The sequence below is a fragment of the Mycolicibacterium sp. ND9-15 genome (assembly GCF_035918395.1).
Taxonomy (GTDB): Bacteria; Actinomycetota; Actinomycetes; order Mycobacteriales; family Mycobacteriaceae; genus Mycobacterium.
Genome location: NZ_CP142362.1, coordinates 2,370,607 through 2,389,061, shown reverse-complemented (window position 1 = coordinate 2,389,061; position 18,455 = coordinate 2,370,607). Strand labels below are relative to the sequence as shown.

Genomic DNA, 18,455 nt, shown 5'->3' with positions numbered 1-18,455 from the left:
CGTGGGGCTCCTGTCAAACGGGGGTTTCGGTGGCTTCATCGCTTGGGCCAGAACCGCTTTCGGCAAGCCAGCGTTCGGCGTCGATGGAGGCCGAGCAGCCGGTGCCCGCGGCGGTGATGGCCTGGCGGTAGGTGCGGTCGACGAGATCGCCTGCGGCGAACACACCTTCGATCGAGGTACTTGTCGAACCCTGCTGAGTCAGGACGTAACCGTCGTCGTCGAGGTCGACCTGACCGCGCACCAGATCCGAACGCGGATCGTGGCCGATCGCGACGAAGACACCGGTGACGGCGAGCTTGGATTCCTCACCAGTGATGTTGTTACGCAACCGGACACCGCTGACCTTGGGGCTGCCTTCGACCTCGACGACGCCGGTGTTGGTGAGGAACGTGATCTTCTCGTTCGCGCGAGCGCGGTTCAGCATGATCCGGGACGCGCGAAATTCGTCGCGGCGGTGCACCAGCGTGACGCTGCGGGCGAACTTCGTCAGGAAGATGGCCTCTTCCATCGCGGAGTCGCCACCGCCGACCACGATGATGTCCTCATCGCGGAAGAAGAACCCGTCGCACGTCGCGCACGTGCTCACGCCCATGCCCAGTAGGGCCTCCTCACCCGGCACACCGAGGTGCCGCGCCGCCGCGCCCATCGCGAGGATGACCGCGCGGGCTCGATATGTCTGGTCGCCGACGGTAACGGTCTTGACCGGTCCGTCCAGCGAGACCGCGTCGACATCCTCCATCCGCAGGTCCGCACCGAAGCGCAGCGCCTGTTCGCGCATCTCGTCCATCAGTTCCGGGCCGGTGATGCCGTCACGGAAACCGGGGTAGTTCTCCACCTCGGTGGTGGTCATCAACGCGCCACCGAACTGGACACCTTCGAACACGAGCGGCGCCAGTTGTGCACGCGCGGCGTAGATCGCGGCGGTGTAGCCGGCCGGGCCGGATCCGATGATGATCAGATCATGAACCGTGGATGTGGTGGTCATGAGCGCCTTTCTGCCGCATTAGGTCGGCACCGCTAGCAACACCAGCCTAGGCGGTGGTGTTCCCCGGGTTTCGCGGACAACCTCGCTGGACAGATTACGGTCGCCTGACCACGGTTTCGGCCAGCAGCCCGCTGTGCACCGCGGGGCAGCCCGCGTCGACCACCACGGCGCGGACATCGTCGGCGTTCGCCGGCACCAGTAGAAGCACGGCGGGGCGTCCAGCCACGTCGACGGGGCGCGCGCCGAGGACGGGAGTGGGTGCCGGGTGGCCCAGCCCCGCCAGGCAGGCGGCGCGTCGCTGCGGGTCGGCCAGGGGGCCGTAGTCGGGTGGTGCGGACAGCAGAGCGATGAGCTGCGAAACGGTGAGCGGGACCGTGGGTGGCGGCCGCGACACCGTGATGCGTTCGGCTGTAGGCCCGGACCGGGAGAACGGGGCTGCGGGATCGCGAGCCAGCATCGACGTTCCGATGACCACCGCGGCCACCGTCGCGGCGAGACCGACGACCAGCCCGATGACGTGTACCCGTCGCAACCGGGGCCGTTCGACGGCGTGAGTCGGTTCGCCGGCGACCCGCAGCGCGGCACCGATCCGCGCGGTGACCTCCGCGGGCACGTCGGGCGCGGAGGCCGCGTCGTGGCGCAACCGGGCCAGTTCGTGGCGGACCCGCTCGAGCGCGGGATCCGAGGGGTCGTCCGTTCCGGTCTGCATCGTCAGCCAGTCTCCACCACGAGAGGTAAGACGCAGCCGAACCATCCTCGGTTCCGGTCAATCGCTACGAGCAGAGGCTTCCTCGGTGGCCTCCGCGTCGAAGTACTCGAGCGCTTCGGCGAGCTTGGCCCGGGCGCGCGAACACCGGCTCTTGACTGTGCCCTCGGGCACGCCGAGGATACGCGCGGTCTCCGCCACCGAGTAACCCTGCATGTCGACGGCCACCACCGCGGCGCGCTGCTCGACCGGCAACCGCAACAGCGCGCGCTCGACGACGATCGCGGTGTCCACCCGCGACGCCGGGTCGCCGATGTGTCCGAGGTCGTCGGACAACGACTCGGCTACCCGGGTTTTGTTGCGCCGCAACCGATCCAGACATGCGTTCACCACGATGCGGTGCAGCCAGCTGCTCACGGCGGCGTCGTATCGAAAGGATGGCGCCCTTCTGTGTGCCTTGAGCATCGCGTCCTGCAGGGCGTCGGCGGCGTCGTCGGGGTTGAGGCTGGTGATCCGGGCGATCCGGTACAGCTGGCGGTGGTGGCGATTGCGGAAACTGCACTCTCTGAAAGGACACACCATGACCGACCAACCTCCCGCCAGCGCCGCCGACCGACCGCCCACACTCACCGTTTTCACGCTCGCGGCGCTGCTCTGGCCCAATGATCGGCGCGCCGACGACTTCCAACAACGCCTAGAGCGCCTCGTGGCACACCATGGGAAACCGATGATCATCGGGCTACTTGAGGAACTGCGCGAGCTTCACGCGCGCCGTGAGGTTGCGCAGGCCCGGCACGCGGGCACCGTCAGCGAAATCCTGCCGCTCACTGACAAACACAAGCGGCTCGCGATGGACCCCCTTCTAGACACATGGCTAGCGGAGCAAGGCCCTCCCGAAGACGCCGCCGAGCCGCCCGCCTGAACTGTTCGGTTCGCCGTGCCCGGCGCGCCGCGAGGGGAATCCACTAAAACCCCACGGCGCGCCGGGTGGCCTTACGGCGTCACCAAGTCAACAGCGACGATCGCGGCCTCGTCATGCTGCAGCAAGGCCGCGTAGGTTTCAGCCCGCAGCGTCGTCATGTTCGTGTTCAGATTCGGCAGCGACGCCAGCAGAACCGGGGTCGCGTGCGCGGAGAACGCGCGGCCGTTGAGCACCACTCCGACACCCGCCGTGACCGCCGCGCTGACAATCAACGCAATGCCGTTGAAGCGCAGAACCTCTGTACTGATCCCGTCGCCGGGGCCTACCGCGGCCTTGTCGCTGAGCAGCGGGTAGTCGGCCGGGTTGACGATGATCGCTGTCGGTCGCGCGCCGGTCGCAGCCCACACTGCAGCGATGCCCGCGTCGGCCTGGTGTGATGCGCTGGTCGTGTAGGTGACCGGTGTTCCCGCTGCGGTCTCCAGCGCAGCAACGAACGCCGCGTTGACGCTGAACACGCTTTCACTGGCGAGCCGCTCCGACACCGCAGTCGCGCCAACGCCGAAGCGGATCACCTGATCGGAGACCTCTTCTACAACCGCGAACGCCGCGAGCGTTTCCTGTTCCAGCGTCGGATCGGTCATGTTCGGCTTGGTGCCCGCCTCGGCGGTCGCGCTCCGCGCCACCAATGCAGCGAACCTCGGTCCGCTGACGGTGAGCGAGTCCGCGGGGAAGAACGGGATCGACGCCTCATCCCAAATCCAGCGCGGCCTGCCGATCGCCTCAACAGCCACATTGGCGCGGGCACCGGCGACGGCCGTGGTGACGCTGCGGGTTTCGATCAGCGCCCGGTACGGCACGCCGTGGCTCAGCGCCTCGACGAAGTCGCCGAGAGCGGCGTGGTCCTCGGGCCGCGAGCCGCGGGTCTCGACGGCTGTGGCGACCGCTGATCGCATCCGCTCGGAGTGCTCGGCAATCGCGTTCGCCGCCATCAGCGCTTCGAGCTCGGCGCGGTCGTCGCGTATAAGTTGATCTTCGCGCGGCGTGAGGTCGCGGCCCTCGGCAACGCAGCGATTCGCGCGCGTCTCGACACGCTCGGCGGCGGCGCGCAGACGCGCCTCGCGTTCGGCGCGGGGCAGCTCTACGAGCGCGTCGACATCGGTTCGTGTGCTCATATCAGTTCCAACTTTCGTGGGAAATTCGGCCGACGGCGCGAACGCCAGCGCGCGCACCGCAACAACCGGTGGGGTGAAGGACAAAAGGCCCGGCGGCCTGGGGCGCGCGAATCTGGCGTCGGCCCCGAAGGATATGCGGACAACGGCCCGAAACCCTCGAAAAGTGGATGACCGCAACGACGGTCGAACCCACAGCCCGCAACGGCGGACGATTCCAAGCATACCGGCTCAAATATGCGACCTAACCGAAAGCCGTTGCACGTCAATAGGATTGACGCGGAGGGTATCTCGCGGAATCCGTTGCTTTCCAACATGATTCGGGGCGGTTCCAGCAAACGGCGTCGGGCAGTGCAGGTAGTTTGCTGGAAAATCAAGATCAATGTGGATTCGCGGGATAAAAATTGGCCTCGACCTTGGGTCCCCAGGCTCGAAGCCCCTCAAAAAAAGAGGGTACACCATAGCTGCGGCGTTTGCTAGTGCCATCGAAACGGGTTGCACCGCAAAGGCTTTCGCGTTGTGAAACATGTTGGCGTTCATCGCTTTTCGTCGCCGTTGCCAGTATTGAAGAACCGCAGCGCTCGGGCCGGTCGCCTCGGCGGCGCGTCGGGGTTTGCGCCCGCTGCCCGCAGCCAGCGTCGGCGCTGAGCTGCGGAGACGTTGCAACTCGCGTGGCTTGGTCCGATGTAGCGCGACCGGTCGGTGTCGTGGTGGTCTAGGTGCCATTTGTGCGCCGGGTGGATGGGCTTACCGCAGCGGGCGCAGGTGGCCAGGCCCGCGGCGACGATGCGCCCGACGCGTTCGCGTTCGGCTTTGTGTGCCGCGTCGTAGCCGCGTTGATTGGTCGTCGCCCGTCGCGGTGTTGCTCGGCGTGGTGGTGGTAGGCGGCGCAAGTTGCGTCGGCGTCTGGTCATGTGGCGCGCCCTCTGTAGCGCCCGGCGACGACACCGGGTGGTCGCGACGCGTACGGCAGCGAGCGGACCCACGCGGCGCAGTCGGTCAGCGACGGGCACCGCTGGCACAGGCGCAGTGCGGCGTCACGGCTGGCGGCGTCGTCAGCGTCGAACAGCCACGGCCGGTCGCGGCATGCGGCGCCTTCAAGGCGAGGCGTGCCGTGCAGGACCGTCGCGGTGAGCGTGAGCCAGCCGGGTCGGTGGGCGTCGACGGGGCGTCGTGAGGAGCGGCTCACGGCGCTGGCCGCCATTCGACAATGCCGGCGGCGGCCGGGCAGTGGTCGTCGTGGTAGACGCGGCCGATCGCGTCACCGCCGGGTAGCAGGATGATCGCGCCCTCGGCGGTGCAGTCGGCGCAGGCGTCGGTCAGACCGTGGATGACGCCGGGCAGCCCGGTTGTCTCGACGCGGTGCTGCAATTCGATGATGCGCCGGGCTGAGTGGGGGTCGCGGGCTTTGGCCCGGCGTTGGCGTCGGCTCATCGGTCGACCGCTATTCTTTGCTGGCAGTCGTTGCTGTGGCCTTGCGTCTCGGTGTGACAACCGCATTCGGGACAGCGGCCGGGGCCGGTCGGCGGTTTGAATTGCGAGGCGGAGTGACGCCCGCCGAGTTGCGACCCATTTGTATCCGGAACATCCGGAACATCCGGAACATCTACGAGCAATGCCTGTTCAGAGAGTGTTTTGCCTGTTCCGTTCGTGTTCCACTTGTTCCGTTCGTGTTCCACTTGTTCCGTTTGTGTTCCATTAGCAGAATCGGCTGACCTGCGATGTTCCGGATGTTCTGGCTGTTCCGGACATGGGCGCTCGGGTAGATAGCGGTGCCACGCTTGGGCGAGTCCGTCGTCGCCGCCGACGAGGTACCCCTGTGCTGTGTGCTCACCGATTCGGACCTTTGTCGACCGCACTCCGTACCGCTTGAGTTCTTTTGCTAGCCGACGCTGATCGAGTGGCTTGCCCCACAGGTCGCGCCACTCCGATTCCTCGTCGTGCAGCAGCGCGAGAATCAGGTCAACAGAGAACATGCGGTCAAGCTCGCCGAACGCGTCGCGCACGTCGCGCAGCAGCCGCAGGCCGAACGACAGCGCATCCGGTTCCGCATTGAGCACGAAGTGACGGCACGCCGCCCGTGCGCGCTGCGGCCAATCACCGCCTGCGGCGTCGGCGATGATTATGAGCGCTTCCCACACTTCGGCGGGTCGGTCGCGAACGCCTTCGGGCATCGTGGGCCGTGCTGCGGTCAGCGTGTCGTGATGAGCGCAAGTCCACGCTTCGATCAGTTCGCGCAGCGGCGCGGCTTCCGCGGCAGCGTCGCGTTCGCGGAACTCCGCAACGTGTTCGTCGGGTGCGCGTCGTCGCATGTGCAACGTGATGGCGCGGTCGGTGATCGTGGCGGGCATCTTGCCGGCGAGCCCGGCGAGCGCTACCGGCGCGAACACGGGGAACTCTCGCACCTTCATGTTCTTGGCGTCGCCTTCGCAGCGGTCGACGGTGGCGCCGCACTTGTAACCGGCGTTGAACAGTGCGCGCAGGTCTTCGGCTTGCGGGTTGTTGGTCTTGCCGAACACCGCGTCAGCCTCGTCTTGCAGCACGGTGGGCGGCGCTTCACCGGCCGCCGCGATGCGCCGGTACAGTGCGGCCGTCGTCGTGCTCAGCGTGAGTTTGGCGTTACGGCACAGCAGCGCCAGCACTTCGAGCACGCGGGTCTTGCCGCTACCCGGTTCGGGTGAGTCGAGCACCAACCGCGGCGTGACGTAGAACGCGTTGACGGCCCAGGTGTGGACGATCCACAGCACGACGACCACTAGATGATGTGTCGTCGCGAATGCCAGGAATCGGCCCGCGAAGCGCTCCACGTCGGCCAGTAGCGCGGCGCCGTCGATCGGGTCGGGTTCGGGCACCGGGACCAGCTCGTCAAGTGTGTGATCGGCGGCCAGGTGGTCGGCGAAGTCTTTGCAGTCTTCGGCGGCTTCCACGGTTCGCACCGACGCGGCGACACCGCGCAACAGTTTGGCGACCCGGGCGGCGTGGGTATAACCGGCCTCGTCCTTGTCGGTGACGATTACGGCGTGCTTGCCGCCCAGAACCGACCAGTCGTAGCGGTTTAGGTTCTTTTGACCGGCACCCATCGGCGCGCAGACGGCGACGCCACCGGCCGCCTCGACTGCCTCAACATCCTTTTCACCTTCGGGCACGTAGACCGTTTCGGTGTCGCCGATGCGGTCGGCGTGAAACAGGTTGGGGTCATCCTTTTCGCCCCATTGCGGGAATGTCTTGTCGGGCTTGCGGCGCACCTTACGGCCGCCGGGGTACGAGTATGTCCTTGTCGGGTTGTATATGTCACGCATCCCCGGCTCGTCGAACAGGTCCCGCCACTGCAATGCGAGTGCGTTCAGCACGTCGAGGCGCTTGCAGTGGGCGCGGCAGTCGAACACGACGCCTTTACCGTCTCTGCGTGGGCCGATGGACAGCGACGGCTTGTTGTCGTCGTGGGCCGGGCACTGCGCCCTCGCCCGCCCGTTGCCGGATTCTTTGACTTCGCGCCCGTTGGCCCGCAGCGCGTCGAGTATGCGGTCGTAAGCGGTGCTCATAATGTCGCCGCCGTGGCGTTCAGGTAGTCGAGAATGTCGCCGTAGCCGGTAATATCGGTGTCATCGACTTGGGCGTCGTGCTGAGTGTGGGTCCTTTCTGGGGCCCACATTCTGCTATCGGGTGGCGTCATCGTTGGCCGCCTCCCGCGCACAACGTCGGCAATATCCGGCGGCTCTGTCCTGGGCGCGCACCAGCGCCCGGTCGCAGACCCGGCAGCGCGGCTGCCACACCGGCGGCGCGTTCATGCTTCACCGCCGTTGGTGCGTACCGGCCGCAGTAGCTCGGCGAGTCGGGTGCGTTGCTCGTCATTCAACGGCGGGGCTTGAGCCAGCACCCGTTCGACGTAGTCGCTGATACGCGCTTCGGCGAGGTCGCGTTTGGCTGCGAGAAAATCGGGGTCGTCGGGAGTTCGGCTGCGGGTGTATGCCGCAACCCGCGCTTTGTGGTGAGCAATAACTTTGCTCGGCATGGGACGCTCCTAGGCGTGTGTCATCCACACGCCCGCTGAGGCGTCTTAGAGCGCCGGTGTTAACCCTGTCCCGGCCGGGAGTCGCCCGATTCGCGTTCGGCTCAACCGAACATCTGCAACTGTGCCCTACAGGTTAGCAGCTAAATCAGCAAGTGATATGTGCGGAATTCCGGCGTCGGCCAACTTGCCCAGAACCGCGAAAAGGGTTTCCCGCCGAGCCACGACAACGGTCCGCTGATCCCCGCACTTGTCGCACCACAGACGCCACCGCCGGTTCTCGAAGATGACGCTTGTTCGGTCGTGCCGTGGGATCTTTTCGTACCAGTCGCCGCTCGCCATGCGAACGAACGTTGTCACGTTCTCGTCTCGACCGGGATGCCCAGCACCGTTGCAGAAAATGAAGACCTCCGACGCCACTCGTCTCACCGCTTCCAGGTCACCCGCACCCGTTCTGGGTCGAACACACGGCCGTGACCCCGGCCGACCGGCATCACGGTGACCGTCATCAACACGTCGATGACGGCGCGGAACCGGTCCGGTGACAGCTTCGCGACCGCATCGGCCGCCCGCGGTGTGCCCAGCGGTATACCGTCGAACACCCGCAGCCGCTCCTGGTCCTGGCGGCGGCGTTCGATGGCGGCCAGCTTCTCATTCGCCCGTGCGGTACGCCCGGCCAGCCGCTTACCGTCGATGATGCCCTCGTCGTATTCGCGTTCCGCATCGGCGATCTGCGCCAGCAGCGCATTCGCCTCGATGCGCAGCGCCTCGGCCTCGGCCTCGTCGTGAAGGTCTCTGCGCAGCAGATCGACAGCGTCGGGCATCGCCAGCCGACCGCCGACGAGGCGGTACATCAGCGGCACGACATCGTCGGCGCGGATCACCACACCCTGACAGGCCCGGCAGCCGTAGCGCACCCGGCGCGCCTGCTCATTCGACCACTGCGCCGCCAGATAGCCGTCGCAGCCGTCCCTGCCGCACAACATGACGCCGGTCAGCAGATGGCGCTTGACGGTCTTACGGCCCGGTGCGCGTCCAGGTGTGTTGAGCACCGACTGCGCTGCCCGCCAGGTGTCCTCGTCGACCAGCGGAGTCCAAGTGCCCCTTACCGGTTCGCGCTTCTTGTCACAGACGATTTCGCCGTTGTACTCACGCAAACCGGCGTTGCGCGCCTTACGCAGAAACAGGCTCACGCTCGACTGCCGCCACGGCTTGCCGGTCAGCCCGACCGCGCCCGCGTCGTTGAACATGCGGGCGATGTCCTTGAGGCTCGACCCGGCCAGCACAGCCGCATACGCCTGCTTCACCAACGGCGCGGTCTGCGGATCCGGCTCGGGTCCGTTCGGTCCTTCGAGGTAGCCGAACGCCCGTTTCCAGTGCGGGCGGCCGTGCTCGGCCTTCTGGCGGGCGGCGGCGCGCTGACGGGCGGCCTTGCGCTCGGTCTCGGACTTGCCGACCGCGCCTTTGATGCGGGCGAACAGCCGCCCGTTGTCGGTGGCCAGATCGCAATCGCCGGTGACGGTGGCCAACGCCAGCCGGTGCTCGTCGGCCAGGTCGATGAAGTCCTCAAGCTCTCGGGGCTGGCGGTGCAGCCGGTCGAGGTCCCACGTGACGACGGCGTCGATGCGGCCTGCGCGAATGTCGGCCAGCATCCGCTGGTATTTGGGCCGGGGCTTGCCGTTGGTGGCCGACCGGTCGTTGTCGACGTACTCGGCGACGTCGGTCCAGCCGCGCTGCTCGCACAGCGTTAGGCAGTCCTTGCGCTGGCGGGCGACGGCCAACTGGTTGCCGTCACGGTCGAGGCTCTGGCGCAGGTAGATGGCGGTTCTCGTCGCATTCATACGCTAGAGTGTACTTGCCGCTATCGACGGTGGTGGCGGTAGAACAACTCCTCGAACGCGTACCGGTCGCCGGCGACGTGCGCGGCGAGCAGCTCCGCGTCACTGCGTTCCCGACCGGACTGCCCCCCAAAGCTCCCCACAGGCGAACACTAAACGGCTACGCGGGTACCTCCCGACACATCTTTGCCGGCCTGGGGATGGGCAGGCTCAGGACGCCGACTTGACCGTTATCTCGGCGATGTCGGAGCGGCTTTCGCCGCTGACCTGGCCGAGCGTGGAAACCCACACCAGCAGGTTGGAGGTGGGCGAGGCGTTCTCCACCTTGATGGTGTTGGACCCGGGCTTGAGCTGGGTGGCCGGCGTCAACACCGTGGTGTCGGCCAGCGACGACGGCGTCGACGACTGCGCCGAGCGAATCTCCACGGCGGTGCCGGTGCTGTTGAGATCGATGTCGACCTCGCCGACCGTGGTGGATTGCGGCAGTTGCAGCATCAAGCCCACACCGTTCTTGAAGTTCGGGAACGGCACCGGATCGGTGTAGGTGTCGATCGGCCACACCGTGGACTTGTCGCCGTCGATCGCCAACCTCGCCTGTGCGGGCGCGTCGGCTTCGCCCTCGGGGGAAAAGACCGTCGCCGAAGTGGGTTTGACGACATTGCCGCCGCCGCTGCCGCCGCCATCGCCGGCCGACTCGGCGGTCGTCGGGTCGTTGAGCCCGAGCCGGTCGCCGCCGAGGCCGTCGCCGACGTCACCGAAGATCCGGCTCAGCACGGTCGCCAACACCACCAGCGCCACGACGACGATGGCACCGCCGACGCCGAGCCCGATCATCAGCGCTTTGCGGCGGCGCGCCTGGGCCTCGGGGTCCTCGGCGACGCCGTCGGGCCTGCGCGGGGTGGGATGCTCGGGGTCGTCGACGGGGGAGATCACCTCGGTCCGGTCGGCGATCGCCGTCGCCTGTTGCAGCAGGTTCAGCAGGGTCGGTGCGCTGCGGATGCCGCCGCCCTCCTGTACGGCGCGCGCGGCCGCGGCCGAGATCTGGAACGGTATTTGGCGATCGATGGCGCGCGGTTCAGTCGGTTGTCCCGCGGCGTCGAGTTCGGCGGGCGCCAACCCGCTGCGCGCCCCGTGTTCGGGCAGCGGCCACCGGTTGACCAGCAGCGCGTACAGCGTCGCCCCGATGCCCCGAATGTCGTCCTCGGGTGTCGCGTCGGGCAGCGTCGCCGGGAAGGCCAGCGCGACATCGCCCTCGATGCTGACCCGCACGCGACTGGGATGGTCGATCGACAGGGCCACCCCCGCGCGGTGTGCGGCCTCGGCGGCCGCCGCCAGCGACTGCATGGCCCTGGCACCGCCGATGGGGGAGGGCGAGGTGTTGGCCACCTCGGCCAACGACCCGCCCCGGATCCACTCCGACACGACCAGGCCACCCGACCCGGTATTGACGACGTCGAGCACGCGCGCGATGCCGGGCATGTCGATACGGCTGAGCTTGCGTGTGCGCGTCAGAATTCCGCGCAGCACTTCGTCGGACATCGTGTTGTCCGGATCGACGAAGGTGAGCGCAACCTGACGGTCGAGTGCGGTATCGAGCGCCTGCCAGAACTGCAGCGTCGGCGGACCGCCGTGGCACACCAGCAGCCGGTAGCGGCCCGCGGCGATCACCGCGCCGGGGATGAGGTGGACGTCCTCATCCGAGGTGGCGGCCTCGATGGCAGGTTCGCGCGGGGGGTCGAACGCGAGGGGTTCGCGGGTGGGGTCGCCGCCGTAGTCGGAGGGCGGCCGTCCAGACACCGGCATTCGCGCAGTGCCGTTCTCGGCGGCGAACTCGGTCGTCTGGCCGGGACCGGGCACGTCGGGCTGGAGGTCGTCGGCGACGACGTCGGACGGGCCGCTCGATGACACCGGGAGCCGGGTGGTTGCCCCCCTGTCGGGACTGGGCGGGGGGCCACCTGCGGATTCGTCGCTCACCGCTGGTCCTTTCGGCTTCCGGTCCCAAGCATCTGGGGGAGGTGGTCCGCGCCGCACGGTCGGTGGACCGTGACGTTGGCCCGGCGCGGACGAATTCCTCTGTTCAGGGTACGTGAGCGAGGCGCGTGTTCGCGGCCGGTCGCCGGTCAAAGCAGCTCTCGACGACGTGGGCGCCGTCCGCCCCCCGAAGCGGCGGCGGGCGGCGGTCAGTGCGGCCTGGGCGTCGGGGACGCGTGCAGCCAGTAGGACCGCGACCATGACCGGCACCATGATCAAACCGAGCACCGTCAACCGCAGCAGGGAGCCGGCGCCGCCCCAGTTCTCCGTCAGCGACTCGAGCCCGAGCAGCTGGTCGGCGGCGTGGCCGAGCATGCCTGCGAGCAGGGAGGCGGCGATGGCGACCAGGATCGTGCGCACCACTTGAACGCTGATCAGGCGTCCGCCGGGCGGGTCGAGGTGTGCCCTCAGTAGGAAGTAGCCGACGGTGGCACCGGCCAGAAAGCCCAGGCCGTTGGCAGTACCCAGGTACCCGGCCACCAGATCGGGATCGTCGGTGAGATGCGGCGCGATGAGCGAGGCGATGATCTTGACGGTTGTGATCACCATGATCAACAGGATCGGTGTCCATGGCTGCTGCCGCGCGTAGAACACCCGAAGCTGCAAGAGCACAAGGGCATAGGGGATCAACGTGAACGCTGACAGCGTGATCGCCACGCCGAGGTAGTTCGCGTCGACCTGGCCGAAGTTGCCGTAGGCGAAGAGCGCGCTGCCGATCGCCGGCCCGCCGACCGTCATCAGCGCCACGATCGGGATGAGCGTCACCATCGTCAGCCGAGTGGCCAGCGAGAGGTCGGCCAGCACCGCGCGCTGATCGTTGGCGGCGGCGTTGCGACTCAACCGCGGCATCACGACGGTCAGCACCGTCACGCCGATCATGCCGAACGGCAACTGCAACACCAACCACGTGTAGTTGTAGATCGCGGGCCCCGAAGCCGCAGCGCCACTGGCGATCCGGTTGCCGACGATCAAACCGATCTGGCTGATCAGCACGTACAGCACCATTGCGGCGGCCATCGCACCGAACTGCTTCATCCGCTCGTCGATGCCCCACAGCGGGCGCAGGCTTATGCGCTCGCGGCGGATCGCCACCAACAGCACCAGCACCTGCGTCACCGTTCCGAGCGTCATCCCGATGCCGAGCACCAGAAGCTTCGCGTTGCCCATTCGTACCGGATCGACCGAAAGTTCGCCCGGTACAACCAGATACAAGCCGAGAGTCGCCAACGCGACCAGGTTGTTACATACCGGCGCCCAGGCGGGAGGACCGAACACGTTGCGGGTGTTGAGGATTGCCATGAACACCGACGACAACCCGTAGAACAGGACTTGGGGAAGCAGCAGGTAGGCGAACGCGGTGGTGAGGTCGCGGTTGACCTCCGGTTGGCTGCCCAGCATCAGCCCGACGAGCATCGGCGCCGTCGCCACCGACAGCGCGGTGATGATCAGCAGCAGCGTCGTCGCCAGCGTGACCAGGCGGCGGACGAACGCCGTGCCGTTGTCGGGATCGTCGCGCTCGGCGCGCGCCAGCACCGGCACGAAGATCGCGGTGAACGTCGCTTCGAGGACGAGCGCGGCGATCAGGTTCGGCAGTTGATAGGCCACCGAGAACGCACTCGTGAGCGCGGCGCCGAGGATGGTCGCGAGCAGCACGATGCGGGCAAACCCGGTAAGCCTGCTGACCAGCGTCGCCACCGCCATGCCCCATGACCGGGAGACCACCGCCGCGTCGGATAGCTCCGGGCGACCGGCCCGGCGTCGCGGCGCCGGTCCGCGGCTGAGCCGGGGCGGGGGGTCGCGCGGCGGCCGAGGCGGCGGCGCTGCGGTGTTCACCGCACGCCGCCGGACGCGCCGGTGCCCCTGCGCCCGGGCCGGCTCAGCGGTACGTCGTGCGACTCGTCGTCGTAGCTCAGCGCGACTTCGAGCGGATCGGGACGGTCGAGATCGGCCCGGTCCGGCTGGCCGCGGAAGCGGTGCCACAACCGGCGGCCAGCGAGCAGCACCAGGACGGCACCGGCCGAGAGCGTGATGAAGAACAGCACCTTGCCGTAGGCGTTGGAGTGCACCGACAGCCGCACCGGCTCACCGAGGGGCAGTCCGTCGGCGGTGCGGAGCGTGACGTCGACGGCGACCCGCTGGGTGAAGTGCACCTCGATCGGCACGCGCAACGGTAGGTAGCCCGGCGGCAGCACGATCTCGCCCATGTCGGTGACCGTCATTCCGGGGGGCGCGTCGACGTCGAGGCGGACCCGGATCGGCACTGGCAGGTCGTTGCGGAGCGCCAGCGGCAGGGGACTGCGTTCGGTGGCCAGCGTGTAGGCGCCGCCGGGGTTGACGATGGTGACCGCGTTGAAGATGTCGTCGACGGTATGCCCGACGGTCGTGAGTCGTTGCTGCGCAAGGCCGTTGCGGGTGTCGGGCGGCACCGACTGGCTCAGCGCGCGCAGCATGTCCTCCCGCAGCGGCGCGGTATAGCCGTACCCGGTCAGACCAGTGCGCTCGTCGGTGGTCAGCGCCCCCGTCAGCCGCCACAGCCGGGCGGTGACAGCGGAGATGCCCGCAACCACCGAGCTGTCGAACCGGGCGTCGGGATCGCCCAGGTCGTCGCCGGGCAGCGGGGCCACCTCCTGTGGCGAGACCGCGCTGCTCTCCCCGATCACAGCGGGGAGTGGACGCGGTTGGGCCAGCCCGGCGTTGATCGCGGTGGACACCGCCGTGAAGACCGCCCGGGCGTCGTCGGGCTGCAAGCTCCACGCCAGCGGCGGCATCAGGATCTGTGTGCGCGGCGTGACGTCGGGATTCAGCGCCCGCCACAGCAGCGCGCCGAGCGCGTCCTGGCGCCGGGCCACCGATGAGTCATGCTGCAGCGGGATGACCAGGGACGGGTCCAGATATCCCGGAGTCACCGGGTCGGTGCCCGCACCGGCCAGTGCAGCGCCGACGGCCGGATCGAAGGGCGCCGCCACGAGTTGCGGCGTGAAACGCACCGGACGGGTGTCGGCGACGCGGGTATTGGTGACGTCGGTGTCACCCATCCCCGAGTCGGCGGCCGCGACGGCCACCGTCTGGCCCCCCTGGTCGGACAGCAGGCGCACCGCGGGACCGGTCAGCGGACCATCGCCGACGAGGCTGGCACCGCGCACCGAGGCGACGCCGAGAATCTGATCGACGATGTCGCCCGCGGACACGGCTGCGATCCGGTCCAGCCCGGGGTCGCCGACACGGCGCAGCGCATCGAGATCGGCCTGCGCATAGGTGGTCGAGGCGACGCACATGCCCCTCGCCAGCGCCTTGAGCCGGTTCAGCCAGGCCACCGCGGCGTCCTGTCCGGCGCCGGGACGGGTTGGTGGGCCGGGCCCCGCGTCGGGGCCGACGTTGACGACGTAGCCACCCGTCATGGCGTTGACGGTGACGAGCAGATCCGGGTCGACCGCGAGGCACGTCGCCGTCCGCACCCGACCGTCGGGGTCGACCGGTGGGCTGGTGGCGAACTCGACCGCCGACAACAGCGTGTCGAGGCGCCCGCCCGGCGCCAGCGAGGTCGCGAGGTCGTCGTCGGTGAGTCGCACCGGCGTGCTCCCGCCCGGTGCTCCCGCCGCGAGTCGGGGCCGGTCCGCGATCGGCCAGAGCATGGTCAGCAGGACCGGCTTGGAGGTGTCCGGTGGTTCGACCGTCGTCACGGCGTCCGCCGCGGACTCGGCGCTCGGGTCCGGCGGGACGCCGAGTACCGGCAAGAGGAAGCGAGAGTCGTCGAGCCGGGCTGGCGCACCGTAGTCGGGTGTGCCGTTCACGTTGACCATCACCGGGTAGACGCCCGGTTCATCGATGCTGAGCGACGGTCGGTCGGCCGAGCGCAGCGGGTACGAGAGGACGAACGGAACCTCTTGTCCACGAGCGAGTTCCGGCGACAGCTGGACGAAATCCCCGACGGGTTCGAATTGGTCGATGTCGCCGGTGAGGTTGGTGCGCAGGCCGATAGACGTCGGCACCGCCGCGGCGTCCTCCAGCCGGACCACCACGTCCCGCACCGGCCGGTCGCCGACGTTGAGCACGACACCGGCGACGGTGACGACGGGTTCGCTGGTGGTGGTCACCACGTCGGGGGTGACGCGGTCGACTCGCACCTGCAGGAACGGCGTCGAGCCGGGTTCGGCGGCGGCGGTGCGCGGTACCGCGACCGGCAGGGCGCTCAGCGCCAGCAAGATGAGCGCCGCCAGCGCGCGCAGCAGCGCTGCGGAGGTCACGGGCCCTGTCCGCAGCCGTTCGTCCGGCGGCCGGGCTGCGTCTTCCCCCACTCGCTCCGCTCGGCCCCCGGGGACGGTTGAGCGCGATCGTCGGGACGACGGTTGCGGGCGTGCGAATGCGTCTGGGGCCGGCGGCGCGGCGACGATCGGGGTAGTGGCGGCAGCGCGGCCGGGCCGTGGGCGTGCAGCATGTCGATCAACTCCCAGGCGACCTCGGCGAGCCGGCGCTCGTCGGCGTAGGCCAGCCGTGACGGCAGTTCCGTCAGTGGCACCCACGCCACCTCGGTGACCTCGAGGTCCTCGTCGGAGAGTTCGCCGCCGAGGAAGCGCATCAGGTAGTGGTGCACGGTCTTGTGCACGCGCCGACCTTCGGTGACGAACCAGTAGTCGATACTGCCCAGCGCGGCGAGCACGCTACCCTGCACACCGGTCTCCTCGGCGACCTCGCGGACGGCGGTCTGCTCGGCGGTCTCACCCAACTCGATGTGCCCCTTGGGCAGTGACCACAGCATGCGGCCGCGTCGGTCGGTGCGTCCGATCAGTGCCGCGACCTGACTGTCCTTCGGGCCGTCGATGCCGTCGATGACCAGCCCGCCGGCCGATGTCTCGTGCACCGTGCGCAGCCGGTCGGGGGGACGGCGCGGACGCGCCTTCTTGGACTGCCAGTTCTTGCTGTCCGGTTTCCTACCGAGGGCGGCATCAGTGTTGAGGTGGGCACCGGGAATCGGCCGGGGAACGGGGCGGTTGTGAGGCTGTGCGGGCTGATCGGATGAGGCCTCGGGGGGACCTGCCGCGCGTCGGCCACGGCGCCGCCCCCGGCGCCGTCGTGGTTTGGCCTGTTCGCCGTCCGACACCCAAGCGATAGTAGCTGCCACGCCTATTGGCTCCCTCCGCACTCACCGGTCGTGACAGAGCCGTTGCACATTCGTGTGACCGTCAGCCTCCTCGTCGCGGCCTGGGGGCCGCTTGATCGTCGGCTGGCCGGGTGGGATTGTCAGCCTCCTCATCGCGGCCTGGGGGCCGCTTGATCGTCGGCTGACTAGGCTGTCCGAACGTGCCCGTATCCCCGACCGACGCTGAACTGCTGGCCACCGCGCAGGTCGCGCTGAACCGCCACGGCGCGGTCCTGCGCGAGCTCGGCCGGCTGTTCGCTGACGCCGGCCACGAGCTGTATCTCGTCGGCGGAAGTGTCCGTGACGCGCTGCTGGGTCGGGTGCTGACCGATCTCGACTTCACCACCGACGCCCGCCCCGAGCAGATGCAAGAGTTGCTGCGCCCGTGGGCCGACGCGCTGTGGGACACCGGCATCGGGTTCGGCACCCTCGGGCTGGCGAAGGGCGAAGAGCGACTGGAGATCACCACGTTCCGCGCGGACAGCTACGACCAAGTGTCCCGGCATCCCGAGGTGCGCTTCGGCGACAACCTCCATGACGACCTGGTGCGGCGCGACTTCACAGTCAACGCGATGGCCGTGCGCATAACCGCCGATGGGCCGGCCGAGTTCCAGGACCCGCTGAACGGGTTGACGGCGCTGCGCATGAAAGCACTGGATACACCCGCCGCGCCGGAGGTGTCGTTCGGCGACGATCCGTTGCGCATGCTGCGCGCGGCGCGCTTCGTCTCGCAGCTGGAGTTCACCGTGGCGCCGCGGGTGGTGACCGCGCTCGTGGCGATGGCGCCGCAGCTGGCCCGCATCACCGCCGAGCGGGTCGCCGCCGAACTGGACAAGCTGCTGCTCGGTGCGGATCCGATCGCGGGTATCGACCTGATGGTCCAAAGCGGGTTGGGCGATGTGGTGCTCCCCGAGGTCGGCGCGATGCGGATGGCCATCGATGAGCACCATCAGCACAAGGACGTCTACTGGCACTCGCTGACGGTGCTGCGCCAGGCGATCGAGCTAGAGGACGACGGTCCCGACCTGGTGTTGCGCTGGGCGGCGCTGCTGCACGACATCGGCAAGCCGGCGACACGTAAGCACGAGCCCGACGGCGGGGTGAGCTTCCACCACCACGAGGTGGTGGGCGCGAAAATGACGCGCAAGCGGATGCGGGCGCTGAAGTACTCCAAGCAGATGGTCGACGACGTGTCGCAGCTGGTGTACCTGCACCTGCGGTTCCACGGATACGGCGGCGGGAAGTGGACGGACTCGGCGGTGCGCCGGTACGTCACGGATGCCGGCCCGCTTCTGCCGAAGCTGCACAAGTTGGTGCGCGCCGACTGCACCACCCGCAACAAGCGTCGGGCAGAGCGGCTCCAGGCGAACTACGACGACCTCGAGCATCGGATCGCCGAACTCGCCGAAAAGGAGGATCTGGCCCGGGTGCGGCCCGACCTCAACGGCAACGAGATCATGGAGATCCTCGGCATACCGGCTGGCCCGCAGGTCGGTCAGGCGTGGCAGTACCTCAAAGAGTTGAGGCTGGACCGCGGCCCGCTGTCACGCGAGGAAGCCGTGGAGGAATTACTGGCCTGGTGGAACGCCAAGGGTGGCAGCTCGGGCTCAGCGCGCGAGTGACCGCGTCTGCACGGCGACACGCCGCCGGAGTACGTG

Annotated in this window: 15 protein-coding genes and 1 pseudogene; 2 read left to right on the top strand and 14 right to left on the bottom strand. The window is 68.4% G+C overall.

The features are described 5' to 3' along the window. Positions 1 to 13 precede the first annotated feature (13 nt). The 3 genes from trxB to sigM form a co-directional block, all read right to left on the bottom strand. Positions 14 to 985, bottom strand: a complete 972-nt coding sequence (trxB, locus tag QGN32_RS11655) for a thioredoxin-disulfide reductase (protein ID WP_326548711.1) — start codon at positions 983 to 985, stop codon at positions 14 to 16. A 94-nt stretch (positions 986 to 1,079) separates the two neighbouring features. Continuing rightward, positions 1,080 to 1,694 (bottom strand): RsmA family anti-sigma factor, encoded by a 615-nt coding sequence (locus QGN32_RS11650; protein ID WP_326548710.1) that lies wholly within the window; start codon positions 1,692 to 1,694, stop codon positions 1,080 to 1,082. A 57-nt stretch (positions 1,695 to 1,751) separates the two neighbouring features. After that, a complete protein-coding gene (gene sigM / locus QGN32_RS11645) occupies positions 1,752 to 2,273 on the bottom strand; it encodes an RNA polymerase sigma factor SigM (RefSeq protein WP_326548709.1) in 522 nt (173 codons plus the stop codon). Here sigM and QGN32_RS11640 point away from each other — a divergent pair. Next, a complete protein-coding gene (locus QGN32_RS11640) occupies positions 2,272 to 2,613 on the top strand; it encodes a hypothetical protein (protein WP_326548708.1) in 342 nt (113 codons plus the stop codon). The genes sigM and QGN32_RS11640 overlap by 2 nt on opposite strands. Before the next feature lie 71 nt (positions 2,614 to 2,684). On the opposite strand, the gene QGN32_RS11635 is transcribed toward QGN32_RS11640, so the two are convergent. From QGN32_RS11635 to QGN32_RS11585, 11 genes and pseudogenes are all read right to left on the bottom strand, one after another. After that, on the bottom strand, positions 2,685 to 3,785 hold the full coding sequence (locus QGN32_RS11635) for a hypothetical protein (protein WP_326548707.1): 1,101 nt from the start codon (positions 3,783 to 3,785) through the stop codon (positions 2,685 to 2,687). Between the two features lie 533 nt (positions 3,786 to 4,318). Continuing rightward, complete coding sequence (locus QGN32_RS11630) at positions 4,319 to 4,696, bottom strand: hypothetical protein (protein ID WP_326548706.1); 378 nt, start codon at positions 4,694 to 4,696, stop codon at positions 4,319 to 4,321. Then, positions 4,693 to 4,986: a hypothetical protein gene (locus tag QGN32_RS11625; protein WP_326548705.1), complete on the bottom strand. Its 294-nt coding sequence runs from the start codon at positions 4,984 to 4,986 to the stop codon at positions 4,693 to 4,695. The genes QGN32_RS11630 and QGN32_RS11625 overlap by 4 nt, the downstream gene beginning before the upstream one ends. Further along, entirely contained in the window at positions 4,968 to 5,216 is a 249-nt protein-coding gene (locus tag QGN32_RS11620) for a hypothetical protein (RefSeq protein ID WP_326548704.1), read from the bottom strand. Before QGN32_RS11620 ends, QGN32_RS11625 begins: the two co-directional genes overlap by 19 nt. Continuing rightward, positions 5,213 to 7,324 carry a DUF3631 domain-containing protein gene (locus QGN32_RS11615; protein WP_326548703.1) on the bottom strand — a complete coding sequence of 704 codons (2,112 nt, stop codon included), beginning with the start codon at positions 7,322 to 7,324 and terminating at the stop codon, positions 5,213 to 5,215. Before QGN32_RS11615 ends, QGN32_RS11620 begins: the two co-directional genes overlap by 4 nt. 242 nt (positions 7,325 to 7,566) lie before the next feature. Then, a complete protein-coding gene (locus QGN32_RS11610) occupies positions 7,567 to 7,794 on the bottom strand; it encodes a hypothetical protein (protein WP_326548702.1) in 228 nt (75 codons plus the stop codon). 422 nt (positions 7,795 to 8,216) lie between these two features. Beyond that, positions 8,217 to 9,632, bottom strand: coding sequence for a recombinase family protein (locus QGN32_RS11605; protein WP_326548701.1), 1,416 nt, complete (start codon positions 9,630 to 9,632; stop codon positions 8,217 to 8,219). 23 nt (positions 9,633 to 9,655) lie between these two features. Beyond that, positions 9,656 to 9,772, bottom strand: a pseudogene (locus tag QGN32_RS11600) (RNA polymerase sigma factor SigM); the annotation flags it as partial. 67 nt (positions 9,773 to 9,839) lie between these two features. Continuing rightward, the gene (gene murJ / locus QGN32_RS11595; protein ID WP_326549033.1) at positions 9,840 to 13,361 is read right to left on the bottom strand and encodes a murein biosynthesis integral membrane protein MurJ; all 3,522 of its coding nucleotides are present in this window, start codon (positions 13,359 to 13,361) and stop codon (positions 9,840 to 9,842) included. 128 nt (positions 13,362 to 13,489) lie between these two features. Next, positions 13,490 to 15,904: a DUF6049 family protein gene (locus QGN32_RS11590; protein WP_326548700.1), complete on the bottom strand. Its 2,415-nt coding sequence runs from the start codon at positions 15,902 to 15,904 to the stop codon at positions 13,490 to 13,492. Further along, a complete protein-coding gene (locus tag QGN32_RS11585) occupies positions 15,901 to 16,758 on the bottom strand; it encodes an NUDIX hydrolase (protein ID WP_326548699.1) in 858 nt (285 codons plus the stop codon). The genes QGN32_RS11590 and QGN32_RS11585 overlap by 4 nt, the downstream gene beginning before the upstream one ends. A gap of 200 nt (positions 16,759 to 16,958) precedes the next feature. On the opposite strand from QGN32_RS11585, the gene QGN32_RS11580 reads away from it, so the two are divergent. Next, positions 16,959 to 18,419, top strand: coding sequence for a CCA tRNA nucleotidyltransferase (locus tag QGN32_RS11580; RefSeq protein WP_326548698.1), 1,461 nt, complete (start codon positions 16,959 to 16,961; stop codon positions 18,417 to 18,419). Positions 18,420 to 18,455: the final 36 nt, after the last annotated feature.

Bases quoted from the DNA above. Each gene is read 5' to 3' on its own strand.
- murJ (WP_326549033.1), bottom strand. From the start codon at position 13,361: ATGGCGGTGGCGACGCTGGTCAGCAGGCTTACCGGGTTTGCCCGCATC.
- QGN32_RS11630 (WP_326548706.1), bottom strand. From the start codon at position 4,696: ATGACCAGACGCCGACGCAACTTGCGCCGCCTACCACCACCACGCCGA.
- QGN32_RS11605 (WP_326548701.1), bottom strand. From the start codon at position 9,632: ATGAATGCGACGAGAACCGCCATCTACCTGCGCCAGAGCCTCGACCGT.
- QGN32_RS11610 (WP_326548702.1), bottom strand. From the start codon at position 7,794: ATGCCGAGCAAAGTTATTGCTCACCACAAAGCGCGGGTTGCGGCATAC.
- sigM (WP_326548709.1), bottom strand. From the start codon at position 2,273: ATGGTGTGTCCTTTCAGAGAGTGCAGTTTCCGCAATCGCCACCACCGC.
- QGN32_RS11615 (WP_326548703.1), bottom strand. From the start codon at position 7,324: ATGAGCACCGCTTACGACCGCATACTCGACGCGCTGCGGGCCAACGGG.
- QGN32_RS11635 (WP_326548707.1), bottom strand. From the start codon at position 3,785: ATGAGCACACGAACCGATGTCGACGCGCTCGTAGAGCTGCCCCGCGCC.
- QGN32_RS11620 (WP_326548704.1), bottom strand. From the start codon at position 5,216: ATGAGCCGACGCCAACGCCGGGCCAAAGCCCGCGACCCCCACTCAGCC.
- QGN32_RS11625 (WP_326548705.1), bottom strand. From the start codon at position 4,986: ATGGCGGCCAGCGCCGTGAGCCGCTCCTCACGACGCCCCGTCGACGCC.
- QGN32_RS11650 (WP_326548710.1), bottom strand. From the start codon at position 1,694: ATGCAGACCGGAACGGACGACCCCTCGGATCCCGCGCTCGAGCGGGTC.
- trxB (WP_326548711.1), bottom strand. From the start codon at position 985: ATGACCACCACATCCACGGTTCATGATCTGATCATCATCGGATCCGGC.
- QGN32_RS11640 (WP_326548708.1), top strand. From the start codon at position 2,272: ATGACCGACCAACCTCCCGCCAGCGCCGCCGACCGACCGCCCACACTC.